The organism is Rhodoligotrophos defluvii (assembly GCF_005281615.1).
In the GTDB taxonomy this organism is placed as follows: Bacteria; Pseudomonadota; Alphaproteobacteria; order Rhizobiales; family Im1; genus Rhodoligotrophos; species Rhodoligotrophos defluvii.
In genome coordinates this window covers 864194-881967 of the sequence record NZ_SZZM01000001.1, presented here as the reverse complement: position 1 = coordinate 881967, position 17774 = coordinate 864194, and the positions used below count along the sequence as shown (strand labels likewise).

Sequence of the window (17774 nt, the reverse complement as noted above, 5' to 3'; positions counted from 1 at the left end):
ATGGGCCTCCTGCGCCGGTCACAGCCCAGAGCGAGCGGCCTGCAGGTCGCCGGCCTCACGATCGACGACGTGACCGTGCTGGTCAAGATTCGCCGCAATGCGAGGGCGCGCCGCATGATTCTGCGGCTTGCGCCCGACGGCGACGGCGTGGTGCTCACCTTGCCGCCGCGGGTGAGCGAGCAGGACGGGCTGGCCTTCGCCAGGCGCAACAGCAATTGGATCCTGTCGCGCCTAAACGATCAGGCCGAGCGGGTGGAATTCCACCCCGGGCAGATCCTGCCGTTCAGGGGCGAACCGCATGTCATCAGCCATGGCGCCCGGGCGCGTGGGCTGGTGCATGCCGATTATTCCGGCGGCGAGGCGCGGCTTGTGGTGCATGGCGAGATAGCGCATCTGGCGCGCCGGCTTGCGGACTGGCTGAAGAGGCAGGCCAAGGCTGAGCTTGCCGCCGCCTCGGACCGCTATGCGCAGGCCATGGGCGTCCGCTACCGGCGTCTGGCCGTCCGCGACCAGAAGAGCCGGTGGGGCTCGTGTACATCGGACGGGCGCCTGTCCTATTCCTGGCGGCTGATTCTCACCCCGCCTCATGTGCTCGACTATGTGGCCGCGCATGAAGTCGCCCATCTCATCGAAATGAATCACAGCGATCGGTTCTGGGCCGTGGTGGCTCTGCATTGTCCTCATTGGCGGGAGGCAAGGCGCTGGCTGAAGACCAACGGGGCGGCGCTGCATCGCTACGGCGCTTGAGCTTAGCCTTTCAAGGCACCATTTTGGCGGGTGGTGGCTCCATACGAATGACCAACACACCCGTCCGCAGCTGGCTCTATACAACGTCCGAGGGGCTGTATTGCGCCCCGGGGCAGTTTTTCATCGACCCGCGCATGGCGGTGGACCGCGCGGTGATCACCCATGGCCACAGCGACCATGCCCGGCCAGGCCATGGCGCGGTGCTGGCCACCGCGGAAACCATAGCGGTGATGAAGGCGCGCTATGGCGCGTTCGCCGGCGGCAATTTCGAGCCGCTGGCTTATGGCCACGCCATCGATGTGAATGGGGTGTCCGTGCGGCTAGTGCCGGCGGGGCACATTCTCGGCAGCGCGCAGGTGGTGATGGAATGGGGCGGCAAGCGCGCTGTGGTTTCCGGCGACTATAAGCGCGAGGCTGACCCGACCTGTGCGCCGTTCGAGCTGGTGACCTGCGACGTGTTCGTGACCGAGGCCACCTTCGGCCTGCCGGTGTTCCGGCACGAGCCGGCGGAAAAAGAAGCCGCGCGCCTTCTTGCCTCGCTGAGCATGGTACCGGAGCGCACCCATCTGCTCGGCGCCTACAGCCTGGGCAAGGCGCAACGCATGATCGCCGTGCTTCGCAGTCTGGGCTATGACCGGCCCATCTACCTCCACGGCGCCATGGTCGCGCTGTGCACCCTCTACCAGACCCTCGGCATCGATCTCGGCATGCTCGTGCCGGTGAACGAGGCTGGCGGAGAGCGATTAGCCGGGGACCGGCTGGCCGGAGAGATCGTGATCGCGCCCCCATCGGCCCTCAACGACCGCTGGTCGCGTCGGCTTGCAGAGCCGCTGACCGTGTTCGCCTCGGGATGGATGCGGGTGCGCGGGCGGGCACGCCAGCGCGGTGTCGAACTGCCGCTGGTGGTTTCGGACCACGCGGACTGGGATGCCCTGGTCGAGACCATTGCCGAGACGGAGGCCGAGGAGATCTGGGTGACCCATGGCCGTGACGATGCCCTGGTGCACCAGATCGGCAAGATGGGACGCCGAGGCCGGGCGCTCGCCCTGATCGGCTACGAGGACGAGGACGAATGATGCGGGGCAGGACCGACCCATGAGGGCGTTCTCGAACCTGCTGAACCGGCTGGCTTTCACGCCATCACGGAATGGCAAGCTTGCGCTGCTGGTGGCTTACTTGCGCGAGACGCCGGACCCGGACCGAGGCTGGGCGGTGGCGGCGTTGACCGACGGTCTGTTCTTCCGGTTGCCGGTGCGACGGCTGGTCACGGAGCTGATCGAGCCGCGAGTCGATCCGGTGCTCTATGGCCTCTCTCGCGACTATGTGGGCGATACGGCCGAGACGGTGGCGCTGATCTGGCCGGAGCCGCCGAAATCGCACATTGCGCGACTGCCGCCGCCGCGCCTGGCCGAGGTGGTGGACGCGATCGCATCGGCGCACAAGTCGGAGCTGACGGATCTGGTTGCGGGCTGGCTCGACCGGCTGGATGCGGAGGGTCGCTGGGCTCTGCTGAAGCTGCTGACCGGGGCGCTGCGCGTCGGTGTCTCCGCGCGCCTCGCCAAGACTGCCATTGCGACCTATGGCGGGGTCGAGCCGGCCGATATCGAAGAGGTCTGGCACGGCATTTCGCCGCCCTATGTGGACCTGTTCGCCTGGCTCGACGCCAAGGGTGAGCGCCCCGATCCCGGCGCCAAACCGATCTTCCGTCCCCTCATGCTGGCCCATCCGATCGAGGAGGGGGACTGGCCCAACCTCAAGCCGGAGGACTATCTGGCCGAATGGAAATGGGACGGCATCCGCGTGCAAGTCGCGGCCAAAGGCGACGAGGTGCGGCTTTATTCCCGTGCAGGTGACGAGATTTCCGGTAGCTTTCCCGAGGTGGCCATCGCTTTTCGGGGCCGGCACGTGGTGCTGGACGGCGAACTCCTGGTGATGCGCGGCGGCGAGATCGCGCCCTTCAACGATCTTCAGCAGCGGCTGAACCGGAAGACCGTCACCCCCAGCATGATCACGGACTACCCCGCCCATGTGCGCCTCTACGACATGCTGATGGAAGGCGACGACGACCTGCGCCCGCTACCGCTGCTCGAGCGGCGCCAGCGGCTCGAGGAATGGCACGGGCTGGCGCGGGTGCCGCGCACGGACGTCTCCCAGCTCATCGCCTTCGACAGCTTCGAGGCCCTGAACCGACTGTGGGAGAGCTCGCGGGAAAACGGCATCGAGGGCCTGATGCTCAAGCGCCGCGACAGCGCCTATCTCGCCGGGCGGCCCAAAGGCTATTGGTGGAAGTGGAAGCGCTCGCCGCTCACCCTCGATCTCGTGCTGATGTACGCCCAACGCGGCTCCGGGAAGCGGTCATCCTACTATTCCGATTACACGTTCGGTGCCTGGCGTCAGCGAGAAAACGGCGAGGACGAGCTGGTGCCGGTGGGCAAGGCCTATTCCGGCTACACGGACGAGGAGCTGTTGCGGCTCGACCGCTGGATCCGCAACAACACGGTGGACCGGTTCGGGCCGGTGCGGGCGGTGAAGCCGGGCATCGTGCTTGAGGTTGCCTTCGATTCCGTGCATTCCTCCACCCGCCACAAGTCCGGGGTTGCCATGCGCTTTCCGAGAATTCACCGCATCCGCTGGGACAAGCCGGCCGAGGAGGCGGACCGCCTGGAGGCGCTGGAGAAGCTCATCGATGGCCAAGGACGTGCCTGATGGGCAAGCGCCTTCTCGGCAGGGGCTTCTTTGCCCGCAACGTGGTCGAGGTCGCGCGTGACCTGATCGGCGCCACCCTCTTGGTTGACGGTGTGGGCGGGATGATCGTGGAAACGGAGGCCTATGACCGGGAGGATCCGGCATCCCACAGCTATTCCGGCCCGACTGCGCGCAACCGGGTGATGTTCGGGGAGCCGGGACATGCCTATATCTATCGATCCTATGGCATACACTGGTGCGTGAATTTCGTGTGCCGGTCGGGCGTAGGCGATGGCCTTGCCACCGGGGCGGCCGTGCTGATCCGCGCGATCGAGCCTACCCAAGGCATCGCCGCCATGGTGGAGCGGCGCGGTCTCAGCAATCCGCTACAGCTTTGCGCCGGCCCCGGGCGCGTGTGCCAAGCGCTGGGTCTCAGCATCGCCCATAACGGCTTGCCGCTGGACGAGCCGCCCTTCCTGCTGCTCGGTGCCGATGCGCCGCAGCCGATCGCCTCAGGCCCGCGCATCGGTATCAGCAAGGGGGTGGAAACCCCCTGGCGTTTTGGCCTCAGGGGCTCGCGCTACCTGAGCAAGAGGTTTGCGTCGGTGCCAGTCCGTGCGAGCTGACGGAACGGACCAGCATCAGTGCGGCCAGAAATCGTCCTTGTGGCTCGTGTCATCCGACGTGTGATGAGGGTCGAGAAGCCAGCGGTCTAGAGCCACTCCGCCAGCAACGCCCAGGCCGACCAGCGGTGTAAAGCCAACGCCCACACCATGCGCGACCCCTTTCCAGAAGTCCTTGGTCAGGTCTGTTACGCTCTTTTCCACGAATATCCGGCCGTTTATATCTTTGAACTCATTAATCGAAGAGGCGATGTTTATTTTCTGTTCTATTGGATTTTTGTACGTCAGCAAGTCGTCTTGCGGTATGCGATAGAATGTTTCGCCACTTATTTCCAGCTTCGATACGTTTGGACGAACTATGAACTTGTTTGTAGCTTCCTTTTCTATAACAACCGGCCAGGTTACGAAAGGCATGGCTTGCAACTCCGCGACACGAAAATGGGTCGTGATTCGAGTTTGCGACCTTACGCTTCGGGTTTCTGGTTATGCAATCTATAATTGCATTTCTAGACCATGTCGCCCCGGGGCCGGCGTACAGGTCAGCGGCGCAAGGGCGTTCCGCTTGGCCCTAGAATGCCGCGTTAAGCGCGGCAATAACTGGGTGGCTGTAAGCCCGTCATGCCGGCCTTGAGCCGGCATCCAGGCCCACGGCACTCGCTTTCCCCCGGCATCCTGGATTGCCGCGTCGAGCGCAGCAACGATAAGAGGGGTGCGTATTGAACTCGTCATGCCTGGCCACCGAGCCGCTGGCGCTGCTCTAACTCGCCAGCCCCTTGCTCATGACGCCAGTCAGCCGGCGGGCGAAGGCTGCGGGATCTGGCACCGGCTCGCCTTCGAGGATGTAGGCCTCGTCGAGCAGCAGCCAGGCTGCCTCGTTGAGCTCGTCGGACACACCATTGGCCTTGGCCCGGCGCGCCAGGCCGGCAATGACGGGATGGCTTGGATTAAGCTCGAGAATGGGCTGGCTTTGCTTTGCGCCCGCGGTCTGCTTGGCAAGCAGGCGTTCCAGGTTCCGATCGAGCCCGGCCGCATCCGCCACCAGGCAGACCGGCGACGAGGTCAGCCGTTCGGACAAGCGCACGTCTTTCACCGCATCGCGCAGGGTCTGCTTGAAGACCGCAACCAGGGTGCCCAGGGCTGACTTGTCCTGTTCCTGCTCGGCGGCTTTCTCGTCGGCCTTCTCCAGGGGGATGGCGGCGAGGTCAGCCGCCCCCTGGGTCACGGACCGGAACGGTTTGCCATCGAAACCGAGCGCCGTGCGGGTCCAGAAATTGTCGACGGGGTCGGTGAGCAGCAGCACCTCGATGCCGCGCGCCTTGAATCCCTCCAGCTGCGGCGCGGCAGCCGCTTTCACCGCATCCTCGGCGGTCACGTAGTAAATGGCGGTCTGATTGGGCTTCATGGCCGCCACATAGTCCTTGAGGGTGCGCATTGCGCCCTCGCTCCTGGTGGTGTGGAAGCGTGCGATGTCGAACAGCTCGTCGCGGCGCTCGCCGTCCTCGTAGAGGCCCTCCTTGACCACGGCGCCGTAGGCCGACCAGATCTTGGCGAAGGTGTCCGGATCCTGCTCCGCGGTGCGTCTCAGCTCCGAGAGCACCCGTTTCGTCACCGCCTTGCGGATTTGGGCCACCAGGGGATTGTTCTGCAGCATCTCGCGGGAGATGTTGAGCGGCATGTCCTCACTGTCGATGATGCCACGCACGAAACGGAGATAGCCGGGGAGGAATTCGGCATCATCGGTGATGAAGACGCGCCGAACGTAGAGCTTCTGCCGGCCGCGCCGCTCCGGATCGAACAGATCGAAAGGGGGCTCGGAGGGGATGCACAAGAGCACGGTGTATTCATGCCGGCCCTCGGCCCGGTAGTGGATGGTGAGCGCCGGATCGCTATAGATGCCGGCCAGGGCGCCGAAGAACTCCTTGTACTGCTCGGGGCTGATGTCCGCCTTCGGGCGGGTCCACAGGGCGGCCGCGGTGTTGATCTGGCGCGGCTCCGTCGGCTTGCCGTCCTTGACCTCGCTGAGCCGGATCGGAATGGCCACATGGTCGGAATAGGCGCGGACGATCTGCTCGATTTTCCACGGCTCGAGGAACGGCTTGGCGTCCTCCTTCAAGGTCAGCCTGATTAGGGTGCCGCGGCGCGGCGCATCATCGCCGGCGTAAGGCTCGACGGTGAAGGTGCCGGAGCCATCGGAAGACCACATCCAGGTTTCATCGCTGCCGGCGCGGCGCGAAACCACGTCCACCCGGGATGCGACCATGAAGGCTGCATAAAAGCCCACGCCGAACTGCCCGATCAGCTTGGGCGCATTGCTGCCCTCGGTGAGCTTCTCCATGAAGGCGTGGGTGCCGGAACGGGCGATGGTGCCGAGATTGTCGATGAGCTCGGCCCGGCTCATGCCGATCCCGTTGTCGGCCACGGTGAGCGTGCCGGCCGCCTTGTCCGCAGTGAGCAGAACCGCCAGCTCCGGATCGTCGGCAAGCAAGGACGGGTTGGATAGAGCTTCGTAGCGCAGCTTGTCGCAGGCGTCGGCCGCGTTCGAAATCAGCTCACGCAGGAAGACGTCCGTATCGGAATAGACGGAATGCACCATAAGGTGCAGGAGGCGGGCCACTTCGGCCTGGAATGAATGGGTTTCCCCCGATGCAAGCGTTTCGGCAGCGGTCCCGCTACCGGACTTGTTTGCCGCGGTCATCTAGGTCATATCCCTGGCATGCAATTGAAACACAGCGGGATATCGGCAAAAGCCGAAGCGAAATCAAGATTGGGGCGCGAGAGAGGGGCGGTGAAAAGACCGGGCCGACAGCCAGTTCTCCTGACTGCCGGCCCGACCTGTTACCTGCCACTGACTGAACTCAAGGGAGATACGCGATGGTTCGACTCCTCGAAGGACCTCGAGGGGGGCTGGGGGGCTGAGATCTCCGAAGCCCTTCTCGGGGTCGAACCACCTGAGGCAACGTGGAAAAACCTGCCTTTGCAATTCGGCCGTAGAAGGGCTGGTTCGTGGCGAAAGGATGGTTTGTAGCTGCTGCTCGTGAAATCAGCGCGTGGGGACGGGCTTCTCCCCGCGATAATCGTAGAAGCCGCGCTGGGTTTTGCGCCCGAGCCAGCCGGCCTCCACATATTTTACCAGCAGAGGGCAAGGCCGGTATTTCGAGTCCGCGAGGCCGTCATACAGCACCTGCATGATCGACAAGCAGGTGTCGAGTCCGATGAAGTCGGCCAGCTCCAGCGGGCCCATGGGGTGGTGAGCGCCAAGCTTCATGGCCGTGTCGATCGCTTCCACGGTGCCGACGCCCTCATAGAGCGTATAGACCGCCTCGTTGATCATCGGGAGCAGGATGCGATTGACGATGAAGGCCGGAAAGTCCTCGGCGACAGCGACGGTCTTGCCGAGATCGATGGTGAAGTTGCGGACCGTGTTGAAAGTCTCGTCGTCCGTGGCGATGCCGCGGATCAGTTCGACCAGCTCCATGACCGGCACCGGGTTCATGAAATGGATGCCCATGAAGCGCTCGGGTCGATCGGTGGCTGCCGCGAGCCTGGTGATCGAGATCGACGAAGTGTTCGTGGCGACGAGAGTGTCCGGGCGAAGGACGGGACAGAGCCCAGCGAAGATCTTGCGCTTGACCTGCTCGTCCTCGCTGGCCGATTCAATCACGAGATCGCACGGCTCGAGCACCTCGAAGGATTCCGCGATCTCGATGCGGCCGAGCGCTTCCTTGCGCTGCTCTTCCGTGATGCGGCCGTTGCGGACCTGCCGCGCCATGTTCCCGTTGATGGTGGCCAGCGCCGATTCGATGATCTCCCGCGACAGGTCGTTCAAATAGACTTTATGACCGGCAAGCGCGCACACATGAGCAATTCCGTTGCCCATCTGGCCCGCGCCAATCACGCCAACCCTGCGGATCTTCATCATTACCACCAAAAATCGCCTCGGGGCCCGCGAGACTAGCGCATATCGTCTCGCGATGGAATGACCCGACAAAGGCGGATATTGCACCGCATTCAACGCTTTGCCATGCCGCCGTCAGCCGGACGGCGAAGGCGGCACGAGGGTAAAAGGCTTAGTAGCCGGCCTTTTCCAACTCCGCGTCAAGCTCCGGAACGGCGGTGAACAGGTCGCCCACATACCCGTAGTCGGCTACCTGGAAAATAGGCGCCTCCTCGTCCTTATTGATGGCGACGATGACCTTGGAATCCTTCATGCCAGCCAAATGCTGGATCGCGCCAGAAATACCAACAGCGATGTAGAGTTCGGGCGAGACCACTTTCCCGGTCTGGCCCACCTGGTAGTTGTTGGGCACGAAGCCCGCATCGACCGCGGCGCGCGAGGCGCCAACCGCCGCACCCAGCCGGTCGGCCACCTTCTCCAGCAGCTGGAAGTTCTCGCCGGACTGCATGCCGCGGCCGCCGGAAATGACGATGCGCGCCGAGGTGAGCTCGGGCCGGTCCGATTTGGACAGGTTCTCCGATACATATTCGGACAGCCCGGCCGGCGCCGGTGCGGCCACCTTCTCGACAGCGGCTGAGCCGCCTTCGGCGGGCGCCGCCTGGAAGGCGGAGGTGCGCACGGTGATCACCTTCTTGCCGTCCGTGGATTGCACCGTCTCGACGGCATTGCCCGCATAGATCGGACGCTCGAACGTGTCCTTGCCCTTGATGGCGGTGATGTCGGACACCTGCATGACATCCAGCAGCGCCGCAACGCGCGGCATGATGTTCTTGCCGTTGGAGGTCGCCGGCGCCATCAGCACGTCGTAGTTCTGAGCGAGGCCAACGATCAGATCGGCCATGGTCTCCGCCAGCGGACGCTCCAGGGCGGCATCGTCGACATGCAGCACCTTGGTTACGCCCGGGAGAGCCGCAGCCTGCTTCGCCGCGGCCTCGGCGTTGTTGCCGGCCACCAGCACATGCACGTCATCGCCGATCTCGCGTGCTGCCGTCAGCGCCTTGTGGGTGGCATCCTTCAGGCCCGCATTGTCGTGCTCAGCAACCAAAAGGGTGGTCATAATCAGATCACTCCCGCTTCATTCTTCAGCTTGCCGACGAGCTCGGCGATGGAGCCGACCTTGACACCGCCTTGGCGCTTCGGCGGCTCGCTGGTGCTGAGCACCTTCAGCCGCGGCGTCGTGTCGACGCCGAAATCGGCAGGGGTCTTCTCGTCGATGGGCTTCTTCTTGGCTTTCATGATGTTGGGCAACGACGCATAGCGCGGCTGGTTGAGGCGCAAGTCGGTGGTGGCGATGAAGGGGGTCTTCACCTTCAGCGTCTGCAGGCCACCGTCGATTTCGCGCATGATGGTGGCGCTGCCGTCGGCGATCTCGATCTTCGAGCAGAAGGTGGCCTGCGGCCAGCGGAGCAGCGCCGCCAGCATCTGGCCGGTCTGGTTGGCGTCGTCGTCGATGGCCTGCTTGCCCAGGATCACCAGGCCCGGCTGCTCCTGCTCGACCACGCCCTTCAGGATCTTGGCGACCGCGAGCGGCTCGACCACGCCGTCATGCTTGACCAGAATGCCGCGGTCGGCGCCCATGGCAAGAGCCGTGCGGATGGTCTCCTGCGCCTGCTGGGGGCCGATGGACACGGCCACGATTTCGGTGGCCTTACCGGCTTCCTTCAGACGAACCGCCTCCTCCACGGCGATTTCGTCGAAGGGGTTCATCGACATCTTGACGTTGGCCAGCTCGACGCCGGATCCGTCCGCCTTGACCCGGATCTTGACGTTGTAGTCAACGACCCTCTTGACCGCTACCAGTACCTTCATCGTGTTCCCAACTCCCATCCGCCGGTCTTTGAAGCCGCCTGCCGACGTGAACGTAGGTTGAAGCAATCGCGTCCCCGCGAGGGGTGACGACAACCCGTGACCCGCCGCTCGAACTGCATATCACCGTTCGGGGGATCGCGAAGCGAACCTCAATCTCGCACGCGCAGCACGCTAGTGCGGCAATGCAAGGCTCGTCAATCGGCTTGCCGACAAGACCCCCGTCTTATGCGACAGGATGTCATCCCTTGGCAAGAACGGGCCAGCGCCTACGGACTGCATAGGCGATGATCGCACCGACTGCAAATCCGGAGATATGGGCGATCCAGGCGATCTGCACCTCGTCATTCACCGTCACGAATATGCTCAGGACCTGGAAGAGCAGCCAGCCGATCAATACGAAGCTCGCTGGCATCGGCAGGGGAATGCGGAGGAAGAGCAGGATCCAGACCCGTCGCCGCGGGTAGAACACGAGATAGGCGGCCATGACGCCGGCCACCGCACCGCTGGCGCCGATCAGCGGCGCGTTCGAGTCCGGTACCAGAGCCACATGGGCTAGTGCCGCCACCACTCCGCAGAACAGGAAGAACAGAAGGAAGCGCCAGCTGCCCATGATGTCTTCGATATTGTCGCCGAAAACCCACAGGAACAGCATGTTGCCGATCAGGTGCATCCATCCGCCGTGGATAAACATGTAGGTGAGCAGGGTGAGCGATGGCGGGATGAGCGCCAGATCGGGCGACAGCACGGCCTGGTCGGTGATCACGCTGGGGATCACGCCGAGTCCCATGACCATCGCATCATAGCGCTCGGCCGGCAGGCGCCAGTCCGTCAGCAGGAAAATCAACAAGTTAAGTCCGACGAGCGCTCCGGTGACGTATTGGAACCGGATCACCCTCAGTGGATTGTCGTCGTAGAGAGGCACGAACATCGGACTTGCGCCAGTCGCTAGCGATTGGCGCCGGGTGTCCACAGCACGTCGCCGGGGCCCCTGGCATTAACCCACCGGCTGGCGACGAACAGAAAGTCCGAAAGCCGGTTCATGTAGCGAAGCGCCGGTCCGCTGACGGCTTCGCCATCAAGGGCGGCCAGATGAACCATCAGCCGCTCGGCGCGGCGGCAAACCGTGCGGCTGACATGCAGCGCCGCCGCGGCCGGGTGACCGCCAGGCAGCACGAAGGAGCGCAGCGGCGGAAGTTCGGCATTCAGCTGGTCAATTTCCTTCTCCAGGCGCTCGACCTGGGAAGAGACGATGCGCAGCGGCTCATAGGGAAGAGGCTCACCCTTGTCGGGGGTGCACAAATCAGCGCCGAGATCGAAGAGATCGTTCTGGATCTGCTCGAGCATGCGGTCGAGCTCGGCAAATTGCGGCGCTTGCAGATACTGACGCGCGACCCCGATGGTGGCGTTGGTCTCATCCACGGTGCCGTAGCTCTCGATGCGGATGTGGGATTTGGGCAGCCGTTCGCCGGTTGACAGGGCGGTCGTACCGTCGTCGCCAGTGCGGGTGTAGATCTTATTGAGAACGACCATATCTCAATCCTCTGGGCCGTCGCGAAGGCCGTCACGGAAGTCCGTCTGTTGGTGCAGAGTCCGAGTGCCACCATTGGAAGAGGTGCCAATTAGGATCATGCAACATCTCTTGTTCGTCTGCTTGGGAAATATTTGCCGATCCCCATTGGCAGCTGCGGCATTCCGCGTCGAGGCGGCGCGCCGCGGCATGAAAGGGGTGCACGTGGACTCGGCAGCCGTAAGCTCGTGGCATCTCCGGGAAAAACCGGATGGCCGGGCGCTCGCGGCGGGGCTTGCGCGCGGGCTGGACATCTCGGACCACCGCTCCCGCCTGATCGGGCCGGGCGATTTCGAGCGCTCCGACATGATCCTGGCTTTGGACGAAGAGGTCCATCGCTCGCTCGTCAACATGGCCGACCACCAATGCGTGAACAAAATCCGTCTGCTCATGGACTTTGCCGAGAGCACGACCGAGCGCGAAGTGCCCACGCCCTATTTCGGCGACGAGGCCGATTTCGAGCTGGTGCTCGACCTCATCGAGGACGGCGTGCGCGGCCTGGCCGGCTATCTCATTTCGCTGAGAGCGTAGTATTCCTCGGCATAGTCCTTCAGCGGGTAGACCTCCTCCACCGCATAGGGGCCGCCGCCGCGCGAGGGGCGTGACGAATAGAGCACGAACTGGCGGACCTCGAACGGCCGGCTCTCGAAGAGGCTATGGGCGGAAACGAAATTCTGCACGCCCTCCACCCCCGAATCACGGAGCCTGGCGAGGGTCACGTGTGGTGTGAACTTGCGGCTCTCCGGCCTGAGGCCCACGAGCTGAACCAGCCGCTCATGCCAGCCCTGCAGGCGCCGGAGGTTGCCGTCTTCATTGTCGACGCCGGCCCAGATGGCGCGCGGCTTGGCGCCGCCGAAGCTGCCGACACCCTTCAAGCGCAGCACAAAGCTCGGCATCTCGACCTCGTCGAGCGCCTCCGCCACCTCCCTGGCAAGGCCTTCGGAAATATCGCCGATGAAACGCAAGGTAATGTGGTAGGCATCGGGCTCGATCCAGTGAGCGCCCCAAACGCCACCGCGCATAAGCTGAAGCTCGTCTGCGATGTCCGATGGGATTTCGAGGCCGGTGAAGAGACGAGGCATGAGTGCACCTCCTGGCCGTCTTGCCGAACATGGTCCGTACGAGCACCAACGCTATACGGATTCGCCGGCGATGCAATGAGAGAGGCCCGGACGAGCCCCTCACATAGCCAATATAGGGTCGGCTCTGCTCATGGACAGGGGTTCTTGTGGACCAGGTGGATGGCCTCGATCTCGCGAAGCACCGCCTCGTCGAGCTTTTCGCTGCCCGCCTCGATGTCGGTCGCGAGCTGCTCCATGGTGGTGGCGCCGATGATGACGGAGGTCACGAAGGGGCGGGAGGCGACGAAGGCGATGGCCATTCGCGCCGGATCGAGCCCGTATCGGCGAGCCAAGGCGGCATAGGATTCGATGGCGACCTGGCTGCCCGGGCCCTCGTAACGCTGCAGCCGGTCGAACAGCTGCTTGCGTGAACCGGTCGGGAGCGCGCCGTTCAGGTATTTGCCGGTGAGATAGCCCTGGGCCAGCGGCGAATAGGCGAGCAGGCCTACATTCTCGCGAATGGCGATCTCGGCAAGGCCCTCCTCGAAGGTGCGGTTGACCAGAGAATAGGCATTCTGAATCGACTGGACCCGGGGTAGCCCCTTCGTCTCGGCTGCCATCAGAAACCGCATGGTGCCCCAGGGCGTCTCGTTGGACAGGCCGACATGACGCACCTTGCCCTGCTCGACCAGCCGGCCAAGCGCTCCCAGCTGATCCTCGATCGGCACCTCGTCGTCGCCGACCGTCAACGGCAGGCGCTCCCCGAACGTGGAAACGCGACGGTCGGGCCAGTGCAGCTGGTAGAGGTCGATGTAATCCGTATTCAGGCGCTTAAGGCTCTTCTCGCAGGCTTCGAAGATCTGGGCGGGGGTGAGCCGCGCTGGAACCGCATTGTCGCGGAACCAGGTGCGGTCGGTGCGACCCACGATCTTGGTGGCGAGGACCACTTGGTCACGCCGGCCGCGGGACTTGAACCAGGCGCCGATGATGCGCTCGGTGCTGCCTTGGGTTTCGGGCTTCGGTGGAATGGCGTAAAGCTCGGCCGTATCGATGAAATTGACACCCCGGTCCAGCGCGTAATCGAGCTGCGCGTGGCCTTCCGCCTCGCTGTTCTGCTGCCCCCACGTCATGGTGCCAAGACATACGTGACTGACCTGGAGGCCGGTGCGGCCCAGCCTGCGATATTCCACCTGTCTCTCCCGGTTGATTTGCTTGCAGATGGGGGCGGGGTAGCCCAGCCCGGCCGACGTGTCCAGATGGTGAACGGAAGCTTACCCGGCCCGAGCTGCCTCGGCCCGCTCCAGCAGCTGCTCGACGAGAGGCGTGATGCGCTCGACAATGGCCGCTATGCCCTTGGCATTGGGGTGCATGCCGTCGTCAAGGTTCAGGGCCGCATCCGTTGCGACCCCCTCCAGGAAGAAGGGGTAGAGCAGGGCATCGTGCTGCTGTGCCAGGCGGGAATAGATGGGGTTGAAGGCCTCGCCATAGTCCTTGCCCATGTTGGGCGGTGCGATCATTCCGGCGAGCAGCACCGGAATGCCCCGCTCGCCCAGGCGCTGAAGAATGGCATTTAGCGCCTTCTCCGTCACCGCGGGGTCGACACCCCGTAGCGCGTCATTCGCGCCCAGCTCGACGATGACGGCGTCGGCATCCTCTGGCACGGCCCAATCCAGGCGCGACAATCCGCCCGAAGCCGTATCGCCGGACACGCCGGCATTCACCACGGTAACGTTGTGTCCGCGCTGCTTCAGGGCCGCTTCGAGCTGAGAGGGGAAGTCCTCGCCCGCCCCCAGCCGATAGCCGGCGGACAGGCTGTCGCCGAGCACCACGAGCTTCAGCGGCGCTGTCTGCGCCCGGGCCGGGCCGGGAACGCCCACCGATGCCGCCGAAACCATCAGCGCGAGCATGAGGAGTAACACCGTCTTGATTTGCCGCATGAGCCATCCATATGCGTCAAGTTGTTGATATCCATAACACCGCGAGCAATTTCCCTTGGCCCAACCGATTGTCGCGCTAGCGGATGTCCGCCTGACCTTGCCAAGCCGCGCCGGTCCCGTCGAGATCCTGCGCGGTGTCGATCTCGTGATCGACCCGGGCGAGGCGATCGGGCTGGTCGGTCCCTCCGGCTCGGGCAAGACCACGTTGCTGATGGTGCTGGCGGGGCTCGAGGCGCCTTCCTCCGGCACGGTCGCAGTCGCGGGGCAGGGTCTCGACGGCCTCGGCGAAGATGCGCTGGCCACGTTCCGCCGCGACAATGTGGGAATCGTGTTCCAGGCCTTCCACCTGATCCCGACCATGACCGCGCTCGAAAACGTGGCAGTGCCGCTTGAGTTCAAAGGCGAGCGGAATGCGTTCGAGATTGCCGCGGCGCAGCTCAAGCGGGTGCGGCTGGGGCACCGGCTCGATCATTATCCGGGTCAGTTGTCGGGCGGCGAACAGCAGCGGGTGGCGATCGCCCGGGCCTTGGCCACCGGCGCGCGCCTGCTGCTGGCAGACGAGCCCACCGGCAATCTCGATCTCGAAACCGGCGCCCAAATCGTGGATTTGCTGTTCGGCGTGCAGCGGGAAGAGAATGCCACCCTGGTGCTGGTGACGCATGACCCGGTGCTGGCCGAGCGCTGCTCGCGCGTTGTCCACATGGCGGACGGCCGCATCGTCCGGGACAGGGCGGTCGTCGCCAAGGCGCCGGCGGAAGTGCCGGCATGAGCGATGCCCAAGCCACCGGGCAAGCATTAGCGGAAGGGGCGGGAAGGCGGCCCGCAGCCGCGGCGCTGCCGACCAGCTTCCGAATCGCCATGCGGGAGCTGCGTTCGGGTCTACAGGGCTTCGGGATCTTCCTCCTGTGCCTGATCCTCGGCGTTGCCTCGCTCGCGGGCGTGCGCTCGCTCTCTGCCGCCCTGGACGAGGGGCTGGCAAATCGAGGTCAGGTGATCCTCGGCGGCGATGCCGAGTTCTCGCTGGTTCACCGCCAGGCAAATCCCCAGGAGCTGGCCTTCCTGCAGGCGCATGGAAGCTTGAGTGAGATCGCCACCATGCGGGCGATGGCCCGTTCGGTTGCCGGTGATGGCCGCGCCCTGGTGGAGCTGAAGGCGGTGGACCGGACCTATCCTCTGTTCGGCGAGGTGACACTCGAGGGTGGAGAGCCGCTGCATGACGCTCTGGCCCAGCGGAACGGCCGGTGGGGCGTGGTCGTGGATCCCGTGCTGCTCACGCGGCTCGGGGTCGCGCCCGGCGACCTGCTCCAAGTCGGCGAGCTCCAGGTGGAGGTACGCCAGCCCCTCGCCCATGAACCGGACCGGCTGTCGGAGGGGCTGATGTTCGGACCGCGGCTGTTCCTGTCGCGCGAGGCCCTGGCCGCGAGCGGGCTCGTTCAGCCCGGCAGCCTGGTGACCTATGCCTATCGCCTGAAGCTTGCCGGAAACGATGGCGATGGGGCGCTGCGCAGCCTGCTGGCCGAGGCGCGCAGCGGCTTTCCCGATGCGGGCTGGCGGATAAAGTCGCGCGAGAACGCGGCGCCGGGAGTGCAGCGCTTCGTCAGCCGGCTGACGCTGTTTCTCTCATTGGTGGGTCTCACCGCCCTTTTCGTTGGTGGCGTGGGCATTGCCAACGCCGTCACCAACTTTCTGGATGCCCGCCGACGCAACATCGCCATTCTCAAATGCGTCGGCGCGCCGGGCCAGTCGATCTTCCAGATCTACCTGATCCAGGTGCTTGCCCTGGCAGCATTGGCGATCGCCATCGGCCTCACCATCGGCGCAGCCATCCCAATCGTTCTGGCCTACACCCTGGCCGAGCTGTTGCCCCTGCCGCTGGAGCCGGGGCTCCACCCTGTTGCCTTGCTGACTGCCGCTGCGTTCGGCCTGCTGGTTACGCTTGCCTTCGCCATTTGGCCGCTGGGGCGCGCCCGCGACCTGCCCGCCCAATCCCTGTTCCGCGATGCCATCACCCCGGCCCGCGCCCTCCCGCGCCAGGGCTATATGGTTTCCATCGCCGTGGTTCTGGGCTTGCTTGCCGCGGTGGCGCTGTGGGCCTTCGAGGATCGGCAGCTGACCTTGTGGTATATTTTCGGGCTGGCGGCCGGGTTCGTCATCCTGATCGGCCTGGGAAAAGGCCTCACTTGGGCCGCCGCCCGCGTGCCGCTGCGCAACGGTCCCATCGCGCGCCTAGCGATCGGCAATCTGCACCGTCCTGCAGCGCCGACGGTATCGGTCGTGCTGTCATTGGGCCTCGGCCTCGCGCTGTTCGTGACCTTGGCGCTGGTGGACAGCAACCTCACGCGCGAGCTCAAGCGCAACCTTCCCGGGCAGGCTCCTTCGTTCTTCTTCCTGGACATCCAACCGGACCAGCACGAGCCGTTCGAGCAGATGCTGGCGGCGCAGCCCGGCACGCATGACATCCAGAGCGTGCCCATGCTGAGGGGCACGATCGTGCAGGTGAACGGCGTGCCCTCCCGCCAGGTGCGGGCCGACCCTGAAGTGGCGTGGGTGCTGCGCGGCGACCGGGGGCTCACCTATTCCGAAACGCCGCCCGCCAACTCCGTGGTGACCGCGGGCGAGTGGTGGCCGGCGGACTATTCCGGGGAGCCGCTGGTGTCGATGGCGGAGGACGCCGCCCGCGGCCTCGGACTGTCGGTCGGGGACGCGCTCACGGTGAACGTGCTGGGCCGAGAGATCACGGCCCGCATAGCCAGCCTGCGCCAGGTGGAATGGCGCTCGCTGGCCATGAACTTCGTGCTGGTGTTCTCGCCCAACGCTCTGCGCGGTGCGCCGCATACGTTCCTAATCACCGTCAAGGCGCCGCCCGAGAACGAGCCGGCCATTTTGAAGACCATGTCGGATGCTTTCCCCAACAGCACTGCGGTGCGCGTGAAGGAGGCGCTGGACACGGTGAACGAGCTTATGGAGCAGCTGCTCACAGCCGTGCGCGGGGCCAATGCGGTCACCCTGCTGGTCGGGGTGCTGGTGCTGGCCGGCGCGCTGGCGACGGGATTGCGCACGCGCATCTATGACGCGGTCGTGCTCAAGACCTTCGGCGCCAGGCGGCAACAGCTCCTGTCAGCCTATGCTCTCGAGTATGGGCTGCTGGGGCTTACCACGGCCCTGTTCGCCATCATCGCTGGGGCGGCGGCAAGCTATGCGATCCTCACCTTCGCCATGCAGAGCGACTGGATCTTTTCACCGGCTGTTGCGCTAAGCACTGCGGTGCTGGCGACAGCGGTGACCATCGCGGCCGGCCTCGTGACCACCTGGGCGGCGTTGCGCGCCAAGCCGACGCCGATCTTGCGGAACGAGTGAGGCGTGCGATGAATCTCCGGAGGGAATCGCGCA

17 protein-coding genes are annotated in these 17774 nt (G+C 64.7%); 7 read left to right on the top strand and 10 right to left on the bottom strand.

Annotated elements, in window-relative coordinates:
- From E4P09_RS04235 to E4P09_RS04220, 4 genes are read left to right on the top strand one after another with little or no spacing between them, the layout of a single operon-like run.
- Positions 1 to 747 (top strand): M48 family metallopeptidase, encoded by a 747-nt coding sequence (locus tag E4P09_RS04235; RefSeq protein ID WP_137388304.1) that lies wholly within the window; start codon positions 1 to 3, stop codon positions 745 to 747.
- 47 nt (positions 748 to 794) lie between these two features.
- A complete protein-coding gene (locus E4P09_RS04230; RefSeq protein ID WP_137388303.1) occupies positions 795 to 1823 on the top strand; it encodes a ligase-associated DNA damage response exonuclease in 1029 nt (342 codons plus the stop codon).
- 19 nt (positions 1824 to 1842) lie between these two features.
- Positions 1843 to 3453, top strand: coding sequence for a cisplatin damage response ATP-dependent DNA ligase (locus E4P09_RS04225; protein WP_137388302.1), 1611 nt, complete (start codon positions 1843 to 1845; stop codon positions 3451 to 3453).
- Positions 3453 to 4058 (top strand): DNA-3-methyladenine glycosylase, encoded by a 606-nt coding sequence (locus E4P09_RS04220; protein ID WP_137388301.1) that lies wholly within the window; start codon positions 3453 to 3455, stop codon positions 4056 to 4058. Before E4P09_RS04225 ends, E4P09_RS04220 begins: the two co-directional genes overlap by 1 nt.
- 15 nt (positions 4059 to 4073) lie before the next feature.
- Here E4P09_RS04220 and E4P09_RS04215 read toward each other — a convergent pair whose 3' ends face one another.
- The 7 genes from E4P09_RS04215 to E4P09_RS04185 all read right to left on the bottom strand — a co-directional run bounded on the left by E4P09_RS04215 (position 4074) and on the right by E4P09_RS04185 (position 11349).
- Positions 4074 to 4469: a hypothetical protein gene (locus E4P09_RS04215; protein ID WP_137388300.1), complete on the bottom strand. Its 396-nt coding sequence runs from the start codon at positions 4467 to 4469 to the stop codon at positions 4074 to 4076.
- 343 nt (positions 4470 to 4812) lie between these two features.
- Entirely contained in the window at positions 4813 to 6750 is a 1938-nt protein-coding gene (gene htpG, locus E4P09_RS04210; RefSeq protein WP_137388299.1) for a molecular chaperone HtpG, read from the bottom strand.
- A 345-nt stretch (positions 6751 to 7095) separates the two neighbouring features.
- Positions 7096 to 7974, bottom strand: a complete 879-nt coding sequence (locus tag E4P09_RS04205) for a 3-hydroxybutyryl-CoA dehydrogenase (protein WP_137388298.1) — start codon at positions 7972 to 7974, stop codon at positions 7096 to 7098.
- A 148-nt stretch (positions 7975 to 8122) separates the two neighbouring features.
- A complete protein-coding gene (locus E4P09_RS04200) occupies positions 8123 to 9067 on the bottom strand; it encodes an electron transfer flavoprotein subunit alpha/FixB family protein (RefSeq protein ID WP_137388297.1) in 945 nt (314 codons plus the stop codon).
- Positions 9068 to 9069: 2 nt separating this feature from the next.
- On the bottom strand, positions 9070 to 9819 hold the full coding sequence (locus E4P09_RS04195; protein WP_137388296.1) for an electron transfer flavoprotein subunit beta/FixA family protein: 750 nt from the start codon (positions 9817 to 9819) through the stop codon (positions 9070 to 9072).
- A 238-nt stretch (positions 9820 to 10057) separates the two neighbouring features.
- On the bottom strand, positions 10058 to 10747 hold the full coding sequence (locus tag E4P09_RS04190; protein WP_137388295.1) for a rhomboid family intramembrane serine protease: 690 nt from the start codon (positions 10745 to 10747) through the stop codon (positions 10058 to 10060).
- Between the two features lie 17 nt (positions 10748 to 10764).
- Positions 10765 to 11349, bottom strand: a complete 585-nt coding sequence (locus tag E4P09_RS04185) for a cob(I)yrinic acid a,c-diamide adenosyltransferase (RefSeq protein ID WP_137388294.1) — start codon at positions 11347 to 11349, stop codon at positions 10765 to 10767.
- Between the two features lie 97 nt (positions 11350 to 11446).
- Between E4P09_RS04185 and E4P09_RS04180 the strand changes: the two genes are divergently transcribed.
- Entirely contained in the window at positions 11447 to 11917 is a 471-nt protein-coding gene (locus tag E4P09_RS04180) for a low molecular weight protein-tyrosine-phosphatase (RefSeq protein ID WP_137388293.1), read from the top strand.
- Here the strand turns inward: E4P09_RS04180 and thpR are convergent.
- The 3 genes from thpR to E4P09_RS04165 all read right to left on the bottom strand — a co-directional run bounded on the left by thpR (position 11893) and on the right by E4P09_RS04165 (position 14384).
- Positions 11893 to 12468 carry an RNA 2',3'-cyclic phosphodiesterase gene (gene thpR, locus E4P09_RS04175; protein WP_137388292.1) on the bottom strand — a complete coding sequence of 192 codons (576 nt, stop codon included), beginning with the start codon at positions 12466 to 12468 and terminating at the stop codon, positions 11893 to 11895. The genes E4P09_RS04180 and thpR overlap by 25 nt on opposite strands.
- 128 nt (positions 12469 to 12596) lie before the next feature.
- A complete protein-coding gene (locus E4P09_RS04170) occupies positions 12597 to 13637 on the bottom strand; it encodes an aldo/keto reductase (RefSeq protein ID WP_137388291.1) in 1041 nt (346 codons plus the stop codon).
- 81 nt (positions 13638 to 13718) lie between these two features.
- Complete coding sequence (locus E4P09_RS04165) at positions 13719 to 14384, bottom strand: arylesterase (RefSeq protein ID WP_239025017.1); 666 nt, start codon at positions 14382 to 14384, stop codon at positions 13719 to 13721.
- Positions 14385 to 14439: 55 nt separating this feature from the next.
- Between E4P09_RS04165 and E4P09_RS04160 the strand changes: the two genes are divergently transcribed.
- Both E4P09_RS04160 and E4P09_RS04155 read left to right on the top strand, forming a co-directional pair.
- A complete protein-coding gene (locus tag E4P09_RS04160) occupies positions 14440 to 15153 on the top strand; it encodes an ABC transporter ATP-binding protein (protein WP_137388290.1) in 714 nt (237 codons plus the stop codon).
- Positions 15150 to 17741 (top strand): ABC transporter permease, encoded by a 2592-nt coding sequence (locus E4P09_RS04155; RefSeq protein ID WP_137388289.1) that lies wholly within the window; start codon positions 15150 to 15152, stop codon positions 17739 to 17741. The genes E4P09_RS04160 and E4P09_RS04155 overlap by 4 nt, the downstream gene beginning before the upstream one ends.
- Positions 17742 to 17774 lie beyond the last annotated feature (33 nt).